This window comes from Ensifer sp. Root127 (genome assembly GCF_001425225.1).
In the GTDB taxonomy this organism is placed as follows: domain Bacteria; phylum Pseudomonadota; class Alphaproteobacteria; order Rhizobiales; family Rhizobiaceae; genus Ensifer; species Ensifer canadensis.
In genome coordinates, this window is record NZ_LMDX01000044.1 from 17,275 (window position 1) to 34,724 (window position 17,450).

18 protein-coding genes are annotated in these 17,450 nt (G+C 62.6%); 6 read left to right on the forward strand and 12 right to left on the reverse strand.

Annotated elements, in window-relative coordinates; all coding sequences use genetic code 11:
* Window positions 1-137: 137 nt before the first annotated feature.
* Complete coding sequence (locus ASD03_RS29800; protein WP_025424645.1) at window positions 138-1,151, forward strand: DUF2125 domain-containing protein; 1,014 nt, start codon at window positions 138-140, stop codon at window positions 1,149-1,151.
* A gap of 100 nt (window positions 1,152-1,251) precedes the next feature.
* On the opposite strand, the gene ASD03_RS29805 is transcribed toward ASD03_RS29800, so the two are convergent.
* From ASD03_RS29805 to ASD03_RS29815, 3 genes are all read right to left on the reverse strand, one after another.
* The gene (locus tag ASD03_RS29805) at window positions 1,252-2,178 is read right to left on the reverse strand and encodes a prephenate/arogenate dehydrogenase family protein (RefSeq protein WP_025424646.1); all 927 of its coding nucleotides are present in this window, start codon (window positions 2,176-2,178) and stop codon (window positions 1,252-1,254) included.
* The gene (gene hisC, locus ASD03_RS29810; RefSeq protein ID WP_025424647.1) at window positions 2,175-3,281 is read right to left on the reverse strand and encodes a histidinol-phosphate transaminase; all 1,107 of its coding nucleotides are present in this window, start codon (window positions 3,279-3,281) and stop codon (window positions 2,175-2,177) included. The genes ASD03_RS29805 and hisC overlap by 4 nt, the downstream gene beginning before the upstream one ends.
* 90 nt (window positions 3,282-3,371) lie before the next feature.
* The gene (locus ASD03_RS29815) at window positions 3,372-4,136 is read right to left on the reverse strand and encodes a class I SAM-dependent methyltransferase (protein WP_025424648.1); all 765 of its coding nucleotides are present in this window, start codon (window positions 4,134-4,136) and stop codon (window positions 3,372-3,374) included.
* A 182-nt stretch (window positions 4,137-4,318) separates the two neighbouring features.
* Between ASD03_RS29815 and gloB the strand changes: the two genes are divergently transcribed.
* A complete protein-coding gene (gene gloB / locus ASD03_RS29820; protein ID WP_025424649.1) occupies window positions 4,319-5,089 on the forward strand; it encodes a hydroxyacylglutathione hydrolase in 771 nt (256 codons plus the stop codon).
* Entirely contained in the window at window positions 5,089-5,532 is a 444-nt protein-coding gene (locus tag ASD03_RS29825) for a cupin domain-containing protein (protein WP_057217889.1), read from the forward strand. The genes gloB and ASD03_RS29825 overlap by 1 nt, the downstream gene beginning before the upstream one ends.
* A 43-nt stretch (window positions 5,533-5,575) precedes the next feature.
* Here the strand turns inward: ASD03_RS29825 and ASD03_RS29830 are convergent, their stop codons facing one another.
* Window positions 5,576-6,466 (reverse strand): EamA family transporter, encoded by an 891-nt coding sequence (locus ASD03_RS29830; protein ID WP_025424651.1) that lies wholly within the window; start codon window positions 6,464-6,466, stop codon window positions 5,576-5,578.
* Between the two features lie 216 nt (window positions 6,467-6,682).
* On the reverse strand, window positions 6,683-7,459 hold the full coding sequence (locus ASD03_RS29835) for a DUF3108 domain-containing protein (protein ID WP_025424652.1): 777 nt from the start codon (window positions 7,457-7,459) through the stop codon (window positions 6,683-6,685).
* A gap of 389 nt (window positions 7,460-7,848) precedes the next feature.
* On the opposite strand from ASD03_RS29835, the gene rpmB reads away from it, so the two are divergent.
* Together rpmB and ASD03_RS29845 are read left to right on the forward strand one after the other, a co-directional pair.
* Window positions 7,849-8,145: a 50S ribosomal protein L28 gene (rpmB, locus tag ASD03_RS29840; RefSeq protein WP_025424653.1), complete on the forward strand. Its 297-nt coding sequence runs from the start codon at window positions 7,849-7,851 to the stop codon at window positions 8,143-8,145.
* A 151-nt stretch (window positions 8,146-8,296) separates the two neighbouring features.
* On the forward strand, window positions 8,297-8,935 hold the full coding sequence (locus tag ASD03_RS29845) for a queuosine precursor transporter (RefSeq protein WP_025424654.1): 639 nt from the start codon (window positions 8,297-8,299) through the stop codon (window positions 8,933-8,935).
* A gap of 148 nt (window positions 8,936-9,083) precedes the next feature.
* Here ASD03_RS29845 and ASD03_RS29850 read toward each other — a convergent pair whose 3' ends face one another.
* The 4 genes from ASD03_RS29850 to ASD03_RS29865 form a co-directional block, all read right to left on the reverse strand.
* Window positions 9,084-10,076 (reverse strand): esterase-like activity of phytase family protein, encoded by a 993-nt coding sequence (locus ASD03_RS29850; protein ID WP_025424655.1) that lies wholly within the window; start codon window positions 10,074-10,076, stop codon window positions 9,084-9,086.
* Window positions 10,077-10,186: 110 nt separating this feature from the next.
* The gene (gene cobT, locus ASD03_RS29855) at window positions 10,187-12,082 is read right to left on the reverse strand and encodes a cobaltochelatase subunit CobT (RefSeq protein ID WP_025424656.1); all 1,896 of its coding nucleotides are present in this window, start codon (window positions 12,080-12,082) and stop codon (window positions 10,187-10,189) included.
* Between the two features lie 103 nt (window positions 12,083-12,185).
* Window positions 12,186-13,181, reverse strand: coding sequence for a cobaltochelatase subunit CobS (cobS, locus tag ASD03_RS29860; RefSeq protein WP_025424657.1), 996 nt, complete (start codon window positions 13,179-13,181; stop codon window positions 12,186-12,188).
* 74 nt (window positions 13,182-13,255) lie between these two features.
* Window positions 13,256-13,891 (reverse strand): J domain-containing protein, encoded by a 636-nt coding sequence (locus tag ASD03_RS29865; RefSeq protein ID WP_025424658.1) that lies wholly within the window; start codon window positions 13,889-13,891, stop codon window positions 13,256-13,258.
* 143 nt (window positions 13,892-14,034) lie between these two features.
* Between ASD03_RS29865 and ASD03_RS29870 the strand changes: the two genes are divergently transcribed.
* Entirely contained in the window at window positions 14,035-14,316 is a 282-nt protein-coding gene (locus ASD03_RS29870; protein WP_057217890.1) for a BolA family transcriptional regulator, read from the forward strand.
* A gap of 3 nt (window positions 14,317-14,319) precedes the next feature.
* Here the strand turns inward: ASD03_RS29870 and ASD03_RS29875 are convergent, their stop codons facing one another.
* From ASD03_RS29875 to ASD03_RS29885, 3 genes are read right to left on the reverse strand one after another with little or no spacing between them, the layout of a single operon-like run.
* The gene (locus ASD03_RS29875) at window positions 14,320-15,627 is read right to left on the reverse strand and encodes an HlyC/CorC family transporter (RefSeq protein ID WP_025424660.1); all 1,308 of its coding nucleotides are present in this window, start codon (window positions 15,625-15,627) and stop codon (window positions 14,320-14,322) included.
* Window positions 15,624-16,757 carry a 3-dehydroquinate synthase gene (gene aroB / locus ASD03_RS29880; protein ID WP_025424661.1) on the reverse strand — a complete coding sequence of 378 codons (1,134 nt, stop codon included), beginning with the start codon at window positions 16,755-16,757 and terminating at the stop codon, window positions 15,624-15,626. The genes ASD03_RS29875 and aroB overlap by 4 nt, the downstream gene beginning before the upstream one ends.
* Complete coding sequence (locus tag ASD03_RS29885) at window positions 16,750-17,340, reverse strand: shikimate kinase (protein ID WP_025424662.1); 591 nt, start codon at window positions 17,338-17,340, stop codon at window positions 16,750-16,752. Before ASD03_RS29885 ends, aroB begins: the two co-directional genes overlap by 8 nt.
* Between the last annotated feature and the right edge of the window lie 110 nt (window positions 17,341-17,450).

Below are 17,450 nucleotides of genomic sequence, written 5' to 3' on the forward strand. Positions count from 1 at the left end.
TCGGTTTTTCTACGGCACAGCATCTCGGCACGGAAGAGACAAGTCGTTCCCGTGCATAGAATGAAAGATAATAAGCAGGATCGGCGGCGCCACCCGAAAGGCGGCCGCGATCTGAGTTTGGTGGAGTACGCGTTACCATGACCGCAACCGCAGTCGCCAATCCCTCGCCGGTCAGCCGGAAGTTTCGCTGGCTTATCGCCGGCATAGTGATCGTCTGTGCCGCCTATTCGGCCGGCTGGTATGCCGTCGCCGACCAGGTCGAGAAGCGCCTGACGACCCAGCTCGCGGACGGCCGGGCAAACGGGCTCGGCGGCGAGTGCACGAACATGGACGTGCGCGGCTTCCCGTTCCGCATCGGCCTGTTCTGCGACAAGGTCAATCTCGACGACACCCGCCGCGGTGCCTCCGCCTCCTTCGGCGCGCTTCGGACCGCGGCACAAGTCTACCAGCCCAGCCATGCGATCATCGAGCTCGATGGTCCGGCCGAACTGCGCGTTTCGCCCGACCTCAATGTCTCGGCCGACTGGACGCTGCTGCATGCAAGCGTCAGGGCGACCCTTTCCGGGCTCGACCGCAGTTCGCTGACCTATGACAACCTGACCGGCACCGTGCGCCTGCCGCTGACCGGCGACAGCTTCGGCTTCGGCGCCAGCCACGGCGAAATGCACCTGCGTCAGAACGGCAACGATCTCGATGCGGCCTTGAGCGTCGACAAGCTCGATCTTCGTCCTGAGAACGGCGCAAGCTTCGCGCCACCCGCCAATCTTGCCGCCGACCTCACCTTTGTCGACAAGGCGAGCTGGATGGGCTCCGGCATCCCGACGCCGGCGATGCTGCGCGGGAGCAAGGGCGAACTGCGCCAGATGACAGTCGACCTTGGCTCGGGCATGAACGCCAAGCTGTCGGGCCCCTTCTCGGTCAACGACCAGGGGCTGATCTCCGGCGAGTTTTCGCTGACGATGACCAATATCGACGCCTGGCGCACAAACCTGGTCACGCTGATCCCCGACGATGCGAACCTGGTCAACAACACGGCCAACATGCTGAAGGCGCTGGCCAACGGCAAGAACGAGGCGACAGTCAAGCTCAACGTGCGCGACGGCACCGCCTTCCTCGCCTTCATCCCGATCGGCGTGCTGCCGACGCTCTGATCCCGGTGCAGCGAAAAGCCGCTCGCTCTGGCGGCCTTCGCGAGAATACAAAGAGCCCGGGGCGTGGATGATCCACGCCCCGGGCTCTTTCGTTTATCGGCTACTTCTGATCCATCGCGTGACGGCCGAAGTCCGGCATGGCCGTGTCCTGACCTGCCTGGATGATCGACCGCCGGATCGCGCGGGTGCGGGTGAAGAGATCGAACAGCTTGTCGCCGTCGCCCCAGCGGATTGCCCGCTGCAGATAGGCGAGGTCCTCGGAAAACCGCGACAGCATTTCGAGGATCGCGTCCTTGTTGTGCAGGCAGACGTCGCGCCACATGGTTGGGTCGGACGCGGCCAGGCGGGTGAAGTCGCGGAAACCGGACGCGGAATATTTGATGACTTCGGATTCGGTCACCGCTTCCAGATCGTCCGCCGTGCCGACGATGTTGTAGGCGATGATGTGCGGTAGGTGCGAGACGATCGCCAGCACCTTGTCGTGATGCTCGGCATCCATTTGCTCGACCATAGAACCAAGCGTTTCCCAGAACAGCCGCAGCCGCGCGATCGCTTCCTCGTCCTGGCCGTCCGGCGGCGTCAGGATGCACCAGCGACCGCGGAAGAGGCCGACGAAGCCGGCGTCCGGACCGGAATGCTCGGTACCGGCGATCGGATGCCCTGGCACGAAATGAACCGTGGCGGGCAGATGCGGCGCCATTTGGGCGATGACCGAGCCCTTGGTCGAGCCGACATCGGTGACGATCGCGCCAGGCTTCAGGTGGGCGGCGATTTCCGCGGCCACCGCACCGGACGCACCGACAGGCACCGACACGATGACGAGATCGGCACCGCGCACCGCATCGGCAGCCGACAGCGTATAGCGATCGCCAAGGCCAAGCTCCTCGGCGCGCGAAAGCGTCGCTTCGCTGCGGGTCGAGATCACCAGGGTTTGGGCGAGCTGCTTGTCTCGGATTTCCCGGGCGATCGATGAGCCGATGAGGCCGATGCCGATAAGTGCGATCGTTTCAAACTGCTGTGTCATCATTTCCGTCCCATGAATTCTGTCAGTGCCGCGATCACGCCCTCATTGGCTTCCTGCGAGCCGATGGTCATGCGCAGGGCATTGGGAAAGCCGTAGGCCGCAATCGCACGCAGGATGTAGCCGCGATGAGTGAGGAACGTATCCGCGTCGTTCGCACGCATGCCGTCCTCGTCCGGGAAATGGATGAGCACGAAGTTGGTAACCGATAGCGTGATCGTGAGACCGATCGATTCCACCGCGCGGCTGACACGCTCCAGCCAGACGAGGTTATGGTCGACCGCCTCAGCGACGAAGGCCTGATCGCGCACGGCCGCGGCACCGGCTGCAATCGCCGCCGCACTGAGGTTGAACGGCCCGCGCACGCGATCGACCGCGTCGATCACTTGCGGCGGAGCGTACATCCAGCCGATACGCAGACCGGCAAGACCGTAGATCTTGGAGAACGTCCGGGTCATGACGACGTTGCGGTTGGCCGACACCAGTTCGAGCCCGGCCGCATAATCGTTGCGCCGAACATATTCGGCATAGGCGGCATCGAGCACCAGAAGCACGCCCTCGGGCAGGCCCGCATGCAGACGGCGAACTTCGTCGACGGGAATATAGGTTCCAGTCGGGTTCGCCGGATTGGCGATGAAGACGATCTTCGTGCGCTCGGTGACCGCCGCGAGAATGGCATCGACGTCGACGGTCGCGTTGCGCTCCTTGACCATGACCGGCGTACCGCCGGCGGCCATGATCTGGATCTTGTAGACCACGAACCCGTGCTCCGTGATGATGCCTTCGTCGCCGGGCGCCAGATAGGTGTGGCACAGGAGACCGAGCAGTTCGTCCGAGCCGTTGCCGCACAGGATGTTTGCCGGGTTGAGCCCGTGCACAGCACCGATCGCCGCGCGCAGCGCCTGGGCCTGGCCGTCGGGGTAGCGCTCCAGGTTGAAGGCCGCGGCCTGGAAGGCCTCGATCGCCCTGGGGCTGGCGCCGAGTGGCGTCTCGTTGGACGAGAGCTTGTGGACCTTGGCGACACCGGGGGCATGCTCCTTGCCGGGCACATAGGCGGCAATGTCCAGAATGCCGGGACGCGGCTGCGGGCTCTTCGAGGCAAGGCTCATCGGATCAGCTTTCAAGGCAGGAAATGAGGCCAAGCCAATACCGGCGCAATCGGCATTTGTCGAGGGTCGGCAAGCCCGGCAGAGTGGCGATCAAGGCTGGGCGCGCGGGCGCTCCCGGGTGCTCGGGATACCCTGTGGCGCCAGCACCGGCACGAACACGCGCCGCGACGCACGCGCGGCAACCGGCAGGCCCTGATAAAGCCGCTTCTGCGCCTCCACCACGATCACGCCCGAGAACACCGGCCAGAGCGAGCGGCCAAGCCGCTCGAAGCCCCGGCGCAGGCGCAGGATCATCTTCAGCTTCGACGGCGGGAAGAACAGTGCCTCCGACGAGGCGCCGGGTGTGAAGTTCGTCTCGCGCAGAAGCGCCGTCAGCTGACCGCGCGAATAGGGCCGCCCCGAGCCGAACGGCGTATGCTCCATGCGCGCCCAGACACCACGACGATTGGGCACGACGATCACCAGCCGGCCGCCCGGCGCCAGCACCCGCCAGATCTCCTTCATCGTCTCGCGCGGGCTTTCGGCAAATTCCAGCGAATGCACCATCAAAACCCGGTCGATGGAAGAATCGGGCAGCGGCAATTCCTCGTCGAACACCAGCGCGGTCGACGACAACTCGGCAACCGGCCAGTTCACCGCCCCCTGCCCCGCCGGCATGAAAGCAAAGGTCCGCTCCGTGTCCTTCCGGAAACGCTCGAGATAGGGCACGGCATAGCCGAGCCCGACAAGCCGCTCCTCGGGCAGGCGCGCCCAGACCGAAGACAGCGCAATGGTGACGGACTGTTCGGCCATGCGGCCCAGTTCGGAGTGATAGAATTCTCGGAGGTCGACGATATCGGTGTGCATGCGCAACATGTTAGCCTTGAAGCGGTAGACTTCAAGGCAAGCCTCGCTACATTCGGCGGCAGTCACCACAGCACCGCATGCTCATAGAGCGTGCAAAGGGGCGCTGTAGCGTTAAACTCGCCGCATGATTTGTCCTTTGATCGACCGCGATCGAAGGCGCCTGCAGCAGAAGCCCGATCGGAAGACACGCCATGGCCGCGCTCGAACTTGACCTCTTTCTTTGCCGCACCGACAATTTCGGCGTGCTGCTGCACGATCCGGTAAGCGGCGCCACCGCCTCGATCGACGCGCCCGAGGAGCAGCCGATCCTGGAGGCCCTGGAGCGGCGTGGCTGGACGCTCACCCATATCCTCACCACCCATCACCACGGAGACCATGTCGCGGCCAACGTCGCGCTCAAGGATCGTTTCGGCGCCACCATCATCGGGCCGGCGGCAGAGGCGGCCAATATCCCCGGCATCGACAGGAGCGTGCGTCACGCTGAACGCTTCGATTTTGCCGGCCACCCGGTCGACGTCATCGAGACGCCCGGCCACACCGCCGGCCATATCTGTTTCCACCTTCCTGAGGATAAGCTGCTCTTTGCCGCCGACACCCTGTTTGCGCTCGGCTGCGGCCGCCTGTTCGAGGGAACGCCGGAAACGATGTGGCAGTCGCTCAGCCGACTTCTCGCCCTGCCCGACGACACTACTGTTTATTTCGGCCACGAATACACGCTGTCGAACGCCCATTTCGCCGTGACGATCGACCCGGACAATGATGCATTGAGGGAGCGTGCGGCCGAGATCGAAGAAACCCGCTGCGATGGCGGCTTTACGGCGCCGACGACCATCGGCCTCGAAAGGCGCACCAACCCGTTCCTGCGCGCCGCCGACCCGAAGATCCGCGCGCATCTCGGCATGGAAGGGGCGACCGATGCGGCTGTCTTTGCCGAAATCCGCAAGCGCAAGGATAATTTCTGATGACGGCCGATCAGGAACTGACGCCGGGCGCCATCATCGAGATCCTTGGGCTGACGCGCCACCCCGAAGGGGGCTGGTATGTGCAGACCTTCCGCGACGCCAACGGCGGGCCGCGCGGCCACTCGACGGCGATCTACTATCTGCTGGAGCGCGGCGAGCGCTCGCACTGGCATCGGGTACGTGACGCCGCCGAGGTCTGGCATCACTATGCTGGCGCGCCGCTGGAGCTCAGCATTGCCGCCGACAGCGAGCCTGCAACGGTTCTGCGCCTCGGCCCCGGCATTCTCGGCGGCGAGCGCCCACAGGGGCTCGTGCCGCCCAACTGGTGGCAATCCGCCGTCTCGCTCGGCGACTGGACGCTTGTCGGCTGCACGGTGGCGCCGGGCTTCGATTTCTCAGTCTTCGAGATGGCGGCCCCCGACTGGGCGCCGCCTGAGAAATAGAGCATTTTCAGGAAAAGTGTGAAGCGGTTTTCCGCCCGGAAGGTTACTCTGCCGGCTGCACCGCCGTGCGCGCCTTACGAAAGATCATGTCCTTGGCCGCCAGCACCGCGCCGCCCGTCACGAAAAGGCATGCGGCGGCGATACGCCATGACGGCTCGGCAAAACCGAACAGGATGAGGATCAGCGTCGACAGAACCGGTGCGGCGTAGCTGGCAACGCCGAGCAGCTGGATATTGCCGTTCTTGACGCCGAAGTCCCAGGCATAGAAGGCGGCACCGACCGGCAGCAGGCCGAGGCCCGCAACCGCCAGCCACTCGAACGTCGTTTCCGGCCAGACGGTCGTCTCGAGACCAAGATGGCAGACGAACGAGAGAAGCGATGTCGCCAGGCAGAAGCCGGTGACGACGTCGGTCGAGACCGCCTCGAAGCGGCGCGTCAGCAGCGAATAACCGGACCAGGTGAAGGCGCACAGCAGGGCTGCGCCGTACCCCATCAGATAGGCGTCGTCAAAGGCGATACCGTTGCGGGCGATGATCATGATCGTTCCCATCAGGCCGGCAAAAGCGCCGGCAACGTGGTACCAGCGCAGCCGCTCGCCCGGCAATAGGGCAGAGCCGACGACGATCAGCAGCGGCCAGAGATAGGCGATCAGACCGGCTTCGACAGCCGGCGCGTTGCGAAGTGCGGTAAAGTAGAGAAAGTGATAACCGAAAAGACCGGCGATGCCGGTGATCCAGACCTTCGCCGGCTGCTTCAACAGCGCCAGCCGCTCCGGCTTCAGCGCGAGAACGACGACCCCCGGAATGCTGCCGATGAGGAAACAGATGGCTGACAACTGGAACGGCGGCATCTTGCCGGATGCAGCGGTAAACAGCGCCAGGAGCGACCACATCAAAATGGCGGTTGCACCGATCAACGTTGCCTTGAATTTCATGTCTTATCCCCTCGTGCAGCCTCCAACTGCATAATTCCTTAGATCGGAATCGATTTAAGGAGAAAATTATGCAGCAAGCTTCAAGCGCTACAGCGCAGCACGTCACGTTTGACGCGCTGCGCTGTAGCGGAAACCGGCGCGGATAAAATCACGACTCGGCGCGAAATGTTAGTACTCGGCGTGAAATGTTAGTGATAATCTCCACCATTCGGTGGATCAACCGCCGAATCGCGTCGCGGAAACCGTCACGGGGCCAAGCTTGGTCGGGATGCGCACATAGACGGGCGCATAGACATCGACGACATCAGATTTGGCAAACCAGATTTCCATGGTCTGCAGCTGCCTGAGATATTCGACGTCTTCGCGCCCCTTCTTGTAGCCCGCCTTCGGAACAAAGCGGATGCCGCAGACGATCACCTCGCCTTCGAATCCCTTGGTCTTGAACGGCCTGGTCCCCCTCGCCGACAGCTTGATGTCGAGACGCGATTCGCCGTCGAAGATCGGAAGGGTATTGGGGCAGACGCGGGCATTACCGGGAATGATAAGGCCGGACAAGGGATCGAGCACGTTGCGCATGTCGCGCGAGGTCACCGGCACCCAGTTCTTCGGCAGCGGCGTGCGCTTCGGATTCATGCTGGCATGCACGACGTTGCCGTTGCTGTAGGTGACGCTGATCGCCCGGCCCTTCTTGCCGCTGCGATAGGACATCGAATATTCGTTTGCGCGCAGATAGTCGCGGCCGATGACGCCGGAAACACGGGTCTGCCCCGAAGTCCGGCTGAAAATGTCGACGAGGCCGGCCGAATGCAGCGTTCCTGATATCGTGTAGCGATTCTTTACAAGCGCCGTATGGAACGACGCTCTCGCAAGCGGCAAACCGGCAAGCGAGATGCTGTAATCCGTCTGATGTTCGATATCTGCAGCAAGCGATGCTGTGGAAAACATTGCCACTGACAACAGCGCTACCGCGCGAGAACCGATGCGCAACTTCATGCCCTGAGAGATCCATTACTCGAATGCCGTCGCCATGCCTTGGAATGCAGGTCGTTTACGGCTTTTCTACGCCTTTTCCGACAGATCCGGCGGCCGGAACGCTACCGCATCATGGACCTCTGCTGCATCCGCAGGACAACAGATAGCGCATCGTAAATCAGCTTGGAATGACTCGCGTGAAGCATTATTGTGGCCGCGATCGAGCTTGCCTGATGCAGAAACAGCCGGGAGAAACGGCGGTTTTCCGAGAATGCAAGAGGTTTGGCTTGACGGGCGGGCTGTCTCTGACTATAGAACCGCAACTTTCCAATAATGGCCAACAGGAACGCGGCCTGGGCTCTGGGCCCGCTACCGCATCGTCCGGCGGCGATAAAGAGAATAGGTGTACCATGTCCCGTAGTTGCGAATTGACCGGCAAGGGCGTCCAGTCGGGCAACAATGTCAGCCACGCCAACAACAAGACCAAGCGCAAGTTCCTTCCGAACCTGTGCAACGTCACGCTGATTTCCGATGCTCTCGGCCAGCGCTTCCGCCTGCGCGTTTCCGCAGCGGCTCTCCGCTCGGTTGAACACCGCGGTGGTCTTGACGCTTTCCTCGTGAAGGCCGACGAGAACGAGCTGAGCATGCGCGCTCGCCTGCTGCGCCGTCAGATCGTCAAGAAGAACGCTGAAGCCGCTGCCGCTTAATCAGCGCCAGCGTCTGTCTTCGACACGACTTTAAAAAGGCTTGCGGGTTTATCCGGCAAGCCTTTTTCTCGTGTTTAATTTGCAGATTTTCATCGGCCCGGCGTTCAAGCCTGGCTTCCGCTCAACTGGTGGCATCTCCCAGGATAAAAAAATGCTGATCAACCGCACGTTCTTCATCTATGTCGCGTTCATGACCTTGGTGGTCGTGGCCTCAAACTTCCTCGTTCAGTATCCGCTGCCGGGCTCGATCGCCGGCATGCAGCTCGGCGACCTCCTGACCTGGGGTGCCTTCAGCTATCCCTTCGCGTTCCTCGTCACCGACCTGACCAACCGCCATTTCGGCCCGCGCATTGCGCGTCGTGTCGTCGTTGTCGGCTTCCTCGTGGCGATCGTTCTGTCCTTCTTCGCAGCGACGCCGCGCATCGCCATCGCTTCCGGCTCCGCCTTCCTGTTCGGCCAGCTGCTTGATATCTCCGTGTTCAACAAGCTCCGCCGCCAGAGCTGGTGGCATGCGCCGCTGGCAGGCTCGCTGATCGGCTCGGCGCTCGACACGGCCATGTTCTTCTCCTTCGCCTTTGCGCCGTTCTTCGTGTTCTTTGGGCCGAATGACAGCTTTGCGCTGGAGACAGCACCGCTGCTCGGCATCCTTGCGACCGAGGCTCCGCGCTGGATCTCCTGGGCGCTCGGCGACCTGACGGTGAAGATCCTCTGCGGCATCATCATGCTTTTGCCCTACGGCGCGCTGATGAGCGTGATCAAGCCGATGCCATCAGGCAAGGCGACAGCCTGATACTACAGCGCAGCGCGTCTTATAGACGCGCAAAGGTCGCTGTAGCACTTTGAATTGCTGCATGTTTTGATCCTTAAATCGAATACGATTTCAGGAAACATGCAGCAGCAGAACAAGTGATTGATGACGGGGCCGAATGGCCCCGTTTTCATTTGATCAGGCGGAATTCCAGCATCAGATTGCGCTCGAGGATCGAGTGGTTGTCATCGGAGATGACGATGACGCGGACATCGCCACTGGCGCCAGCGACCACGTCGAGGCCCTCCATGTTGTCGATCTGATAGCCCATGTCGGCTTCGAGAATGACGTCGCCGTCGACCACGGCGCCAGGCCGAATGCTGGCTCCCGGAATGCGGCGGATGCGCATGCCGAGACCGGAGGCGAAGTTGAACCGACGTTCCAGCAGCAGAAGGTCGCCATCGGGCAGGAAAGCGCCGTCGGTAACGGCGTAGGGATCGGTACGGGTAACGGCAAAGGCGCCCTTCATCGGGCCATCGAGAATGCCTGCCAGAAGATTGTCCGCCTTGTCGACGCTGCGCTCGGACACGGTGACGGCAGCGCCGCCGAGCGGGCCATCCTTCGGCGAAATCGCCACGGTCTCAAGCCCGCCATTGTTGCGCAGCTCGGTTGTTGGAAATGGCAGCGGCATGCTGCCGACCGGCCCCGAAGTCGAGAAACCCGGATCCGGGTAGATATCGATGCGGTGGGCCTGCTCGTAGCTGACGATCACCTCGCCCTCGCGCAGTGCCAGACCTTCGGAATCCACCTTCCATTTCTCCAGCCCGACCGCGCCGCTCCTGTCCGCCATCGGTGTTGCCGTCAGGTCCGTGAGACCGGAAAGCCTGCCGTTCGCATCACGGATCACCGCCCCTTCGAGCCAATGCCCCGTATCCATGACGGCGACGAAGGAGGTGCCATCCGGCCGGAATCGGATCGCGGATACGGCGCCGAACAGCGCATTGGAAGACGTCATCTCCAGGCCGCCGATGAATTCCAGCTGACCGAACCGCGTCTGGTTGGAGCCGACCTTGAATGGGTCTATCTGCCGGCTGCGAATGGGCAGCGTCTCGCTGCCGCCGGCGGCCAAAGCCACGCCGGTCGAGGCCAACAGGGAAAGAACGAGGAGACCGCGGCCAAGCATCTGGGGGAGTTCCTTCGGGCGGGCAGAATAGGCGGGGAGGAGATGGCAACCGCGGCAGCGGCCTAGGGGATGAACGGGGCGACAGACGGTCGCCCCGGTTTCGCGAAAGATTAGCTAGCGCGGCGCATGCGCCCCGGACGGCGGCGCATGCTTTCGTCTTCGAACAGATCGGCGAGCTGCTCGGTCATCGCGCCGGCCAGTTCATCCGCATCGACGATGGTCACGGCGCGGCGATAATAGCGCGTTACGTCGTGACCGATGCCGATTGCCAAAAGCTCGACCGGCGAGCGCGTCTCGATCTGCTCGATCACGGCACGCAGGTGCCGTTCGAGATAGTTGCCCGGATTGACCGACAGCGTCGAGTCGTCGACCGGCGCGCCATCGGAAATCATCATCAGGATGCGGCGCTGCTCGCGCCGCGCCATCAGGCGCTCATGCGCCCAGATCAGCGCCTCGCCGTCGATGTTTTCCTTGAGCAAGCCCTCGCGCATCATCAGGCCGAGATTGCGGCGTGCACGCCGCCACGGCGCATCGGCCGACTTGTAGATGATATGGCGCAGATCGTTGAGGCGGCCCGGCGATTGTGGCTTGCCACCGGCCAGCCACTTCTCACGCGATTGCCCGCCCTTCCACGCCTTGGTGGTAAAGCCAAGGATCTCGACCTTGACGCCGCAGCGCTCCAGCGTGCGCGCAAGGATGTCGGCGCAGGTCGCGGCAACCGTGATCGGCCGGCCGCGCATGGAGCCGGAATTGTCGATCAGGAGGGTCACGACCGTATCGCGGAAATTGGTATCCTTCTCGCGCTTGAACGACAGCGGCTGCATCGGATCGATGACGATGCGCTGCAGGCGCGCAGTGTCGAGATAGCCCTCTTCCAGGTCGAACTCCCAAGAGCGGTTCTGCTGCGCCATCAGGCGGCGCTGTAGCCGGTTTGCAAGCCGCCCGACGGCACCTTGAAGGTGCGAGAGCTGCTTGTCGAGGAACGCGCGCAGCCGGTCGAGTTCCGCCTCGTCGCAGAGCTCTTCCGAGGCGATGGTCTCGTCGAACTCGCGGGTGAAGACGGTGTAGTCGACTTTCTCGTTGAAGTCGGCAAACGGCTGGTTCGGGCGCTTGACCTCGCCGGGCGTCTCGCTGTCCTCGTCACCCTCGTCCTGCAGGTCGTCGTCGGAGATCTCCGCGCCGTCCATCTCGCCTTCTTCCATCTGCTCTTCAGCAGCCTGGTTTTCGTCGGCAGGGGCCGCATCGTCGCCGGCTTCCTCGTCGCTGGCGTTTTCGTCCTGCTCCTGGCTGCGCGGCTGATCCTCGTCGGTCTCGCTTTCCTGCTCGTCCGGCTCGATGTCGTCGTCGCCGTATTTCTCGGCAACATCCATCGATGTCAGCATATCGCGCACGACGCGGGCGAAAGCCTGCTGGTCGTTGAGCGTCGACGACAGATTCTTGATGTCGCCGGCAGCCTTCTCCTCGATGAAGTCGCGCCAGAGATCGAGCACCTTACCGGCGGATGCCGGCGGCTTCTCGCCGGTCAGCTTCTCGCGCACCAGCAAAGCAACAGCCTCGCCGAGCGGTGCATCGGCCTGCTTGCTGATCGCGCCGAAATTGGCCTTGGAATATTTCTCTTCGAGCATCGAGCTCAGGTTCTTGGCAACGCCTTCCATGCGCAGCGAGCCGATCGCCTCGACACGCGCTTGCTCGACGGCATCGAAGATCACCCGCGCGTCGGCGCCCTGCGGCGACATCGTCGCGTGGACGCGTGCGTCATGACAGGCCTTGCGCAGCGCCATGCTGTCGCCGAGACCGCGCGTCACGGCAAGTTCCTGCCGCGTCGGCCGCTTGGAGATTTCGGGCAGACGGATGCGTTCGCCTGTTATGCCCGGTCGCTCGTTGGCAAAAGCCACCTCGACCTCGGCATCGCCCGCGATCGATCGGATGCAGCCGGAAAGCGCCCGCTTGAACGGTTCGGCTGCATTTTCGCGCGTGGTCGGCTTTGCCTTGGAGTTCGAGCTCACGACAGTTCCTTCTTCAGCCAGATGCGATGATGCCTGGTGGGGCATCATCGAGTTTGCCACAGGGTCACAAGTCCGCCTTTCCCGGGGAAAGACGGACGATGGATCAGGCGGTGGCTTCAAGCACGATGTTGGCAGCGCTTTCCTTCAGCTCGATGCCGAAAGCGCGCTGATAATGCTCGGCGACAAGCGCCCGCTCCAGCTCGTCGCACTTGTTGAGGAAGGTCACGCGGAAGGCAAAGGCGATATCGCCGAAGATATAGGCGTTCTCGGCCCAGGTGATGACCGTACGCGGGCTCATGACCGTCGACAGGTCGCCATTGATGAAGGCGGCGCGGGTAAGATCGGCAACGCGCACCATCTTCGATACCGTCTCGCGGCCCTTGTCGGCGGTAAAGCCCTTGACCTTGGCGGCGACGATATCGACTTCCTTGTCATGCGGCAGGTAGTTGAGCGTCGTCACGATCGACCAACGGTCCATCTGCGCCTGGTTGATCTGCTGCGTGCCATGGTAGAGGCCGGTGGTATCGCCGAGACCGACCGTGTTGGCGGTTGCAAACAGGCGGAATGCCGGGTGCGGACGAATGACGCGGCTCTGGTCGAGCAGCGTCAGGCGGCCGGAGGATTCCAGCACGCGCTGAATGACGAACATCACGTCCGGGCGGCCGGCATCGTATTCGTCGAAGACGAGCGCGACGTTGTGCTGGTAGGCCCAGGGAAGGATGCCGTCCTTGAACTCGGTGACCTGCAGGCCGTCCTTGACGACGATCGCGTCCTTGCCGACGAGGTCGATACGGCTGACATGGCTGTCGAGGTTGACGCGCACGCACGGCCAGTTGAGGCGCGCTGCGACCTGCTCGATGTGGGTGGACTTACCGGTTCCGTGATAACCCGAGACCATCACGCGTCGGTTATGGGCAAAGCCTGCGAGAATGGCGAGCGTGGTTTCGCGGTCGAAGAGGTAGTCCGGATCGAGATCCGGCACGTAGGCGTCGGCCTTCGAGTAGGCGGGAACGCGCAAATCCGTGTCAATGCCGAAAACGTCCCGAACCGAGACGGTTGTGTCGGGGAGGTTGGAAATGTCGAGGTCAATCTTGCTCATCATGTCTCCAGAGCGGCCACCGGACGGCACCCGCGCATTCGCCTGCAAAAGTGCTTCTGTAATAATCCGCGTTGTTAGCAGAAACCAGCCTGTTTTAACAATTGGTAGGCTTGAATTACTGCGCGAAAACGCTCCTCCGATCCCCTGTCCCCGCCATTGGCATCAGGGTGGTGTTTCTTGACCAGATCCTTGTAGGCCGCCTTGATATCGCTGGCTGTCGCCGAAGCGCTAAGGCCGAGCGTTTCATAGGCCTTGGCTTCGAGCGTCTTCAGCTTGCGCTGGCGCGGCTCAGGACGGCCGGCGCGCGCTTTTGCCTCACTGACGAACCCGAAGGGATCGCGCATGCGCGCCTGCGCCCCGGCAGAGCCCGAACGGGTCTGCGATTGGGTCGGACTATTCTTGGCATTCTTGTTGACGCCGACCGTCCAAGTCGGACGATGCCCGGTCACCGCTTCCTTCTGATAGCGCGCGACTTCGCTGTCGGACAGACCGGAGAAGTAGTTGTAGCCCTTGTTGTATTCCTTCACATGCTCGAAGCAGAACATGAAATACTGCCCCTCGGCGTTGCGGCCGACGGGTGCGCGATGAACGCCCTTCTTGTCGCAGCCGTCCCACTGACAGGTGGGGGCGGCCGGCTCTGCGCGCGGCTCGACCTTGCGCCGTGTCCGAATGCGATCGAAGTATTTTGAATCGAGTCTCATGGCGCTCATTATGGGGGTTGGCCGGGGCCACAACAAGAATTGACAAAGCGGAATGTTGCTGGCTTTGTGCGGGCATTTTGCGCCGCCTAGGCCGCGCTGCCGGACCCGACCAACATAAGGGCATCCAGCAACCAAGGAAATGGGACGGAAGAATGTCGCTGCGGGACACGATCGAACAGAAATTGACCGAAGCCTTCCACCCCGAACGGCTGGCCGTGATCAACGAGAGCCACCTGCATGCGGGTCATCATCCTGATTTCGACGGCGGCGGCGAAACCCACATGCGGGTCCGCATCGTTGCCGACGCCTTTGCCGGCATGAGCCGAGTGGCGCGCCATCGCGCCATCAACGACCTGTTGAAGCCCGAACTCGACGCCGGCCTGCACGCGCTGGCCGTCGAGCCTGCAGCCCCCGGTGAGCCGACGCGCTGGTAGGCATCAGCCGATCGGCGTCTGGTCCTCGGCCGGGCGGATCCTGAGTTTCGTGATCCGGTTCTTCACCCGCTTCATCACGATGAAGCGCTTGCCATGGAAGGTGAAGGCCTGGCGCTCCTCCGGGATGCTTTTCGACTCGTGGATCACCAAACCGGCGACCGTCGTCGCTTCCTCATCCGGCAGTGACCAGTCGAGCGCACGGTTGAGGTCACGGATCGGCACCGAGCCGTCGACCACGATGGACCCGTCTGCCTCCTGGCGAACACCCTGGATATCGAGATCGTGCTCGTCGGCGATATCACCGACGATCTCCTCCAGAATATCCTCCAGCGTCACCAGTCCCTGAACCTGACCGTATTCGTCGACGACGATAGCAAGATGCAGCTTGCGGCGCAGGAAGGCGTTGAGCTGGTCCTTGAGGTTGGTCGTGTCGGGGACGAACCAGGGTTTCTGCGCGATCTTGACGATGTCGAGGTTTTCCGGCTCGACATCCGGCTCGGCAAGCGCGCGCAGCAAATCTTTCGAATGCACCACCCCGATGATGTTGTCGGTGGAGCTCCGCCACAGCGGCAGGCGCGTGAACGGGCTCTGCAGGATATCGCGCACGCAGATTTCAGGCGGATCGTCGGCGTTGATCGCCCGCATATTGGTGCGGTGGATCATGATGTCGGAAATCTCGAGTTCCCCGAGATCGAGCACGCCGCCGAGCCGATCCCGGTCGGCCTTGATGACCGAGCCTTCGCGGTGCAGCAGGTCGACTGCGCCGCGCAGCTCGTCATGCGCCGAAAGCATCGACATGTCGGACGAAAGGTTGACGCCGAAGAGAAACAGGATGCGCCGCACGATGCCGTTGACAAGGCTCGACAGCGGCCCGGCCACGGCGACGAAGGGGCGAACCAGCGGCGCGACGGCAAGTGCAAAGCGATCCGGCGACGCAATCGCCCAACTCTTCGGCAGCACTTCGGAAAAAATTACCAACAGCACGGTCATGACGACCGTGGCGATCGCCACGCCCGAATTGCCGAGCAGGCCGATCAACAGGCTCGTCGTCAAGGACGAGGCGAGAATGTTGACGAGGTTGTTGCCGATCAAAAGCGCGCCGATCAGCCGATCGCGGCGCTCGATCAGGCGATTGACGATACCCGCCCGCTCGTCGCCATTGTTCTCAAGCGAATGCATGCGCGAGCGCGAAGCCGCAGTCAGAGCCGTTTCGGAGCCCGAAAAGAAAGCGGAAAACAATAGCAGGCAGAAGACCGCGGCAATCGACAGCCAGTATTCGCCGAGAAATGCCAGGAATGCTTCGCCGGTCATTGCGGGTGCTTTTCCCTCAGGAAGCTCAGGACCTCGGAGGCCGGCACATCGTCGGCGACGAAGGACTGGCCGATGCCCCGGGTCAGGATGAAGGTGAGCTTGCCGCCCTTGACCTTCTTGTCCTGGGCAATCGCGTCCATCAGCTTTTCAGCCGGCGGCAGGCTACCGGGGATTTCGGTCATGCGCGTCGGCAGGCCGACGGCTCTCAAGTGCGTTTCGACCCGGCTCGCATCATCGGCGCTCGCAAGGTTCATGCGCGTCGAGAATTGATGCGCCAGCACCATGCCGATCGCCACGCCCTCGCCATGCACCAGGCGGGCGCTGTCGTATTCGGTGGCGGCTTCCAGCGCGTGGCCGAAGGTGTGGCCGAGGTTGAGCAGTGCACGCAAACCGTTCTCGCGCTCGTCCGCCGCCACGACATCGGCCTTGGCCTGGCAGCTCACTGCGATTGCCTCGATGCGCGCAGCCCCGCCGGAAAACACCGCCTGCCAGTTTTTCTCCAGCCAGGCGAAGAAGTCCGGCTTGTCGATCAGCCCGTATTTCGCAACCTCGGCATAGCCGGCGCGGAATTCGCGCGGGCTCAGCGTGTCGAGCACATCCGTGTCGGCAAGCACCAGATCCGGCTGGTGGAAAACGCCGATCAGGTTCTTGCCGTGCGGCGAATTGATACCGGTCTTGCCGCCGACCGAGGAATCGACCTGCGCCAGCAGCGATGTCGGGATCTGGATGAAGCGCGAGCCGCGACGCACGATACCGGCCGCAAAGCCGGTCAGGTCGCCGATGACACCGCCGCCAAGCGCGATCACCGCGTCGTTGCGCTCGATCCGTGCACCGAGTATGGCTTCGCAGGCGGGAATGAGATGCTCGAAACTCTTGGTCTTTTCGCCCGCCGGCAACACCAGCGACACGGCTTCGATGTCTCTCTGCTTCAGGCTCGCCATCAGCGGTTCGAGATAGCGCGGACCGACGTTTTCGTCGGTGATGACGGCCACCTTGCGCCCCTTGAGGCGCGAGGCGATCTCGTTGCCGGCAGCAGCGATCAGCCCCGGACCGATCAGAATGTCATAGGAACGATCACCGAGATCGACGCGAACCTTGCGCTCGGCAGCAGGCATCACATGGCTATTCATCATTTGGCACTTTCCGGAAATCTATGACGGCGGTGAGAACGTCCTCCACCATCGTCTCCTTGCTCACATCGCGCGACATCACCGTCAGATCGGCTTCGGCGTAGATCGGGTAGCGGGCGCGCATCAGGTTTTCGAGCGTCTGCTTGGGGTTCTCGGTCTTCAACAGAGGACGTGTGTCGCGCTTGTTGACCCGCTCCCAGAGCACGTCCAATTCGGCATTGAGCCAGATCGTCAAGCCGCCGCGCTTGATCTGGCGGCGCGATCGCTCGTTGATATAGGCGCCGCCGCCGGTGGAAACGACACGGGGGCCGGTGCGCAGCAGGCGTTTCAACACACGTGCTTCCAGCGCCCGAAATTCGTCCTCGCCGTAGCGGGCAAAGAGATCGCTGATCGTCATGCGCGAGACGCGCTCGATCTCGTGGTCGGAATCGACGAAGGGAATGCCGAGCGCCTGCGCCGCCAACCGGCCGATCGCGGATTTTCCGGCGCCCATCAGGCCGATGAAAACGAGATTGCGTTTACCGAGCGCAAGCTTCGCCCGTTCGGCAAGCGTCGCGGAAACCGGTTCGATCACGTCGTTCATTGGACTTCTTATTCCCCATTCCCTTCCGGTATCGACAAATCGGGGTGGAGCGTCAAGCCGTCGCGCGCGTCCGTGCATGCTTCTTGAACTTGGCGAAAGGGGCGTTCATA

Coding starts and splice junctions, on each gene's coding strand:
- rpmB (WP_025424653.1), top strand. CDS start 7,849: ATGTCCCGTAGTTGCGAATTGACCGGCAAGGGCGTCCAGTCGGGCAAC.
- ASD03_RS29845 (WP_025424654.1), top strand. CDS start 8,297: ATGCTGATCAACCGCACGTTCTTCATCTATGTCGCGTTCATGACCTTG.
- aroB (WP_025424661.1), bottom strand. CDS start 16,757: ATGAATAGCCATGTGATGCCTGCTGCCGAGCGCAAGGTTCGCGTCGAT.
- ASD03_RS29825 (WP_057217889.1), top strand. CDS start 5,089: ATGACGGCCGATCAGGAACTGACGCCGGGCGCCATCATCGAGATCCTT.
- hisC (WP_025424647.1), bottom strand. CDS start 3,281: ATGAGCCTTGCCTCGAAGAGCCCGCAGCCGCGTCCCGGCATTCTGGAC.
- ASD03_RS29885 (WP_025424662.1), bottom strand. CDS start 17,340: ATGAACGACGTGATCGAACCGGTTTCCGCGACGCTTGCCGAACGGGCG.
- ASD03_RS29830 (WP_025424651.1), bottom strand. CDS start 6,466: ATGAAATTCAAGGCAACGTTGATCGGTGCAACCGCCATTTTGATGTGG.
- ASD03_RS29800 (WP_025424645.1), top strand. CDS start 138: ATGACCGCAACCGCAGTCGCCAATCCCTCGCCGGTCAGCCGGAAGTTT.
- ASD03_RS29835 (WP_025424652.1), bottom strand. CDS start 7,459: ATGAAGTTGCGCATCGGTTCTCGCGCGGTAGCGCTGTTGTCAGTGGCA.
- ASD03_RS29815 (WP_025424648.1), bottom strand. CDS start 4,136: ATGTTGCGCATGCACACCGATATCGTCGACCTCCGAGAATTCTATCAC.
- ASD03_RS29870 (WP_057217890.1), top strand. CDS start 14,035: ATGTCGCTGCGGGACACGATCGAACAGAAATTGACCGAAGCCTTCCAC.
- ASD03_RS29805 (WP_025424646.1), bottom strand. CDS start 2,178: ATGATGACACAGCAGTTTGAAACGATCGCACTTATCGGCATCGGCCTC.
- gloB (WP_025424649.1), top strand. CDS start 4,319: ATGGCCGCGCTCGAACTTGACCTCTTTCTTTGCCGCACCGACAATTTC.
- cobS (WP_025424657.1), bottom strand. CDS start 13,181: ATGAGCAAGATTGACCTCGACATTTCCAACCTCCCCGACACAACCGTC.
- ASD03_RS29865 (WP_025424658.1), bottom strand. CDS start 13,891: ATGAGCGCCATGAGACTCGATTCAAAATACTTCGATCGCATTCGGACA.
- ASD03_RS29875 (WP_025424660.1), bottom strand. CDS start 15,627: ATGACCGGCGAAGCATTCCTGGCATTTCTCGGCGAATACTGGCTGTCG.
- ASD03_RS29850 (WP_025424655.1), bottom strand. CDS start 10,076: ATGCTTGGCCGCGGTCTCCTCGTTCTTTCCCTGTTGGCCTCGACCGGC.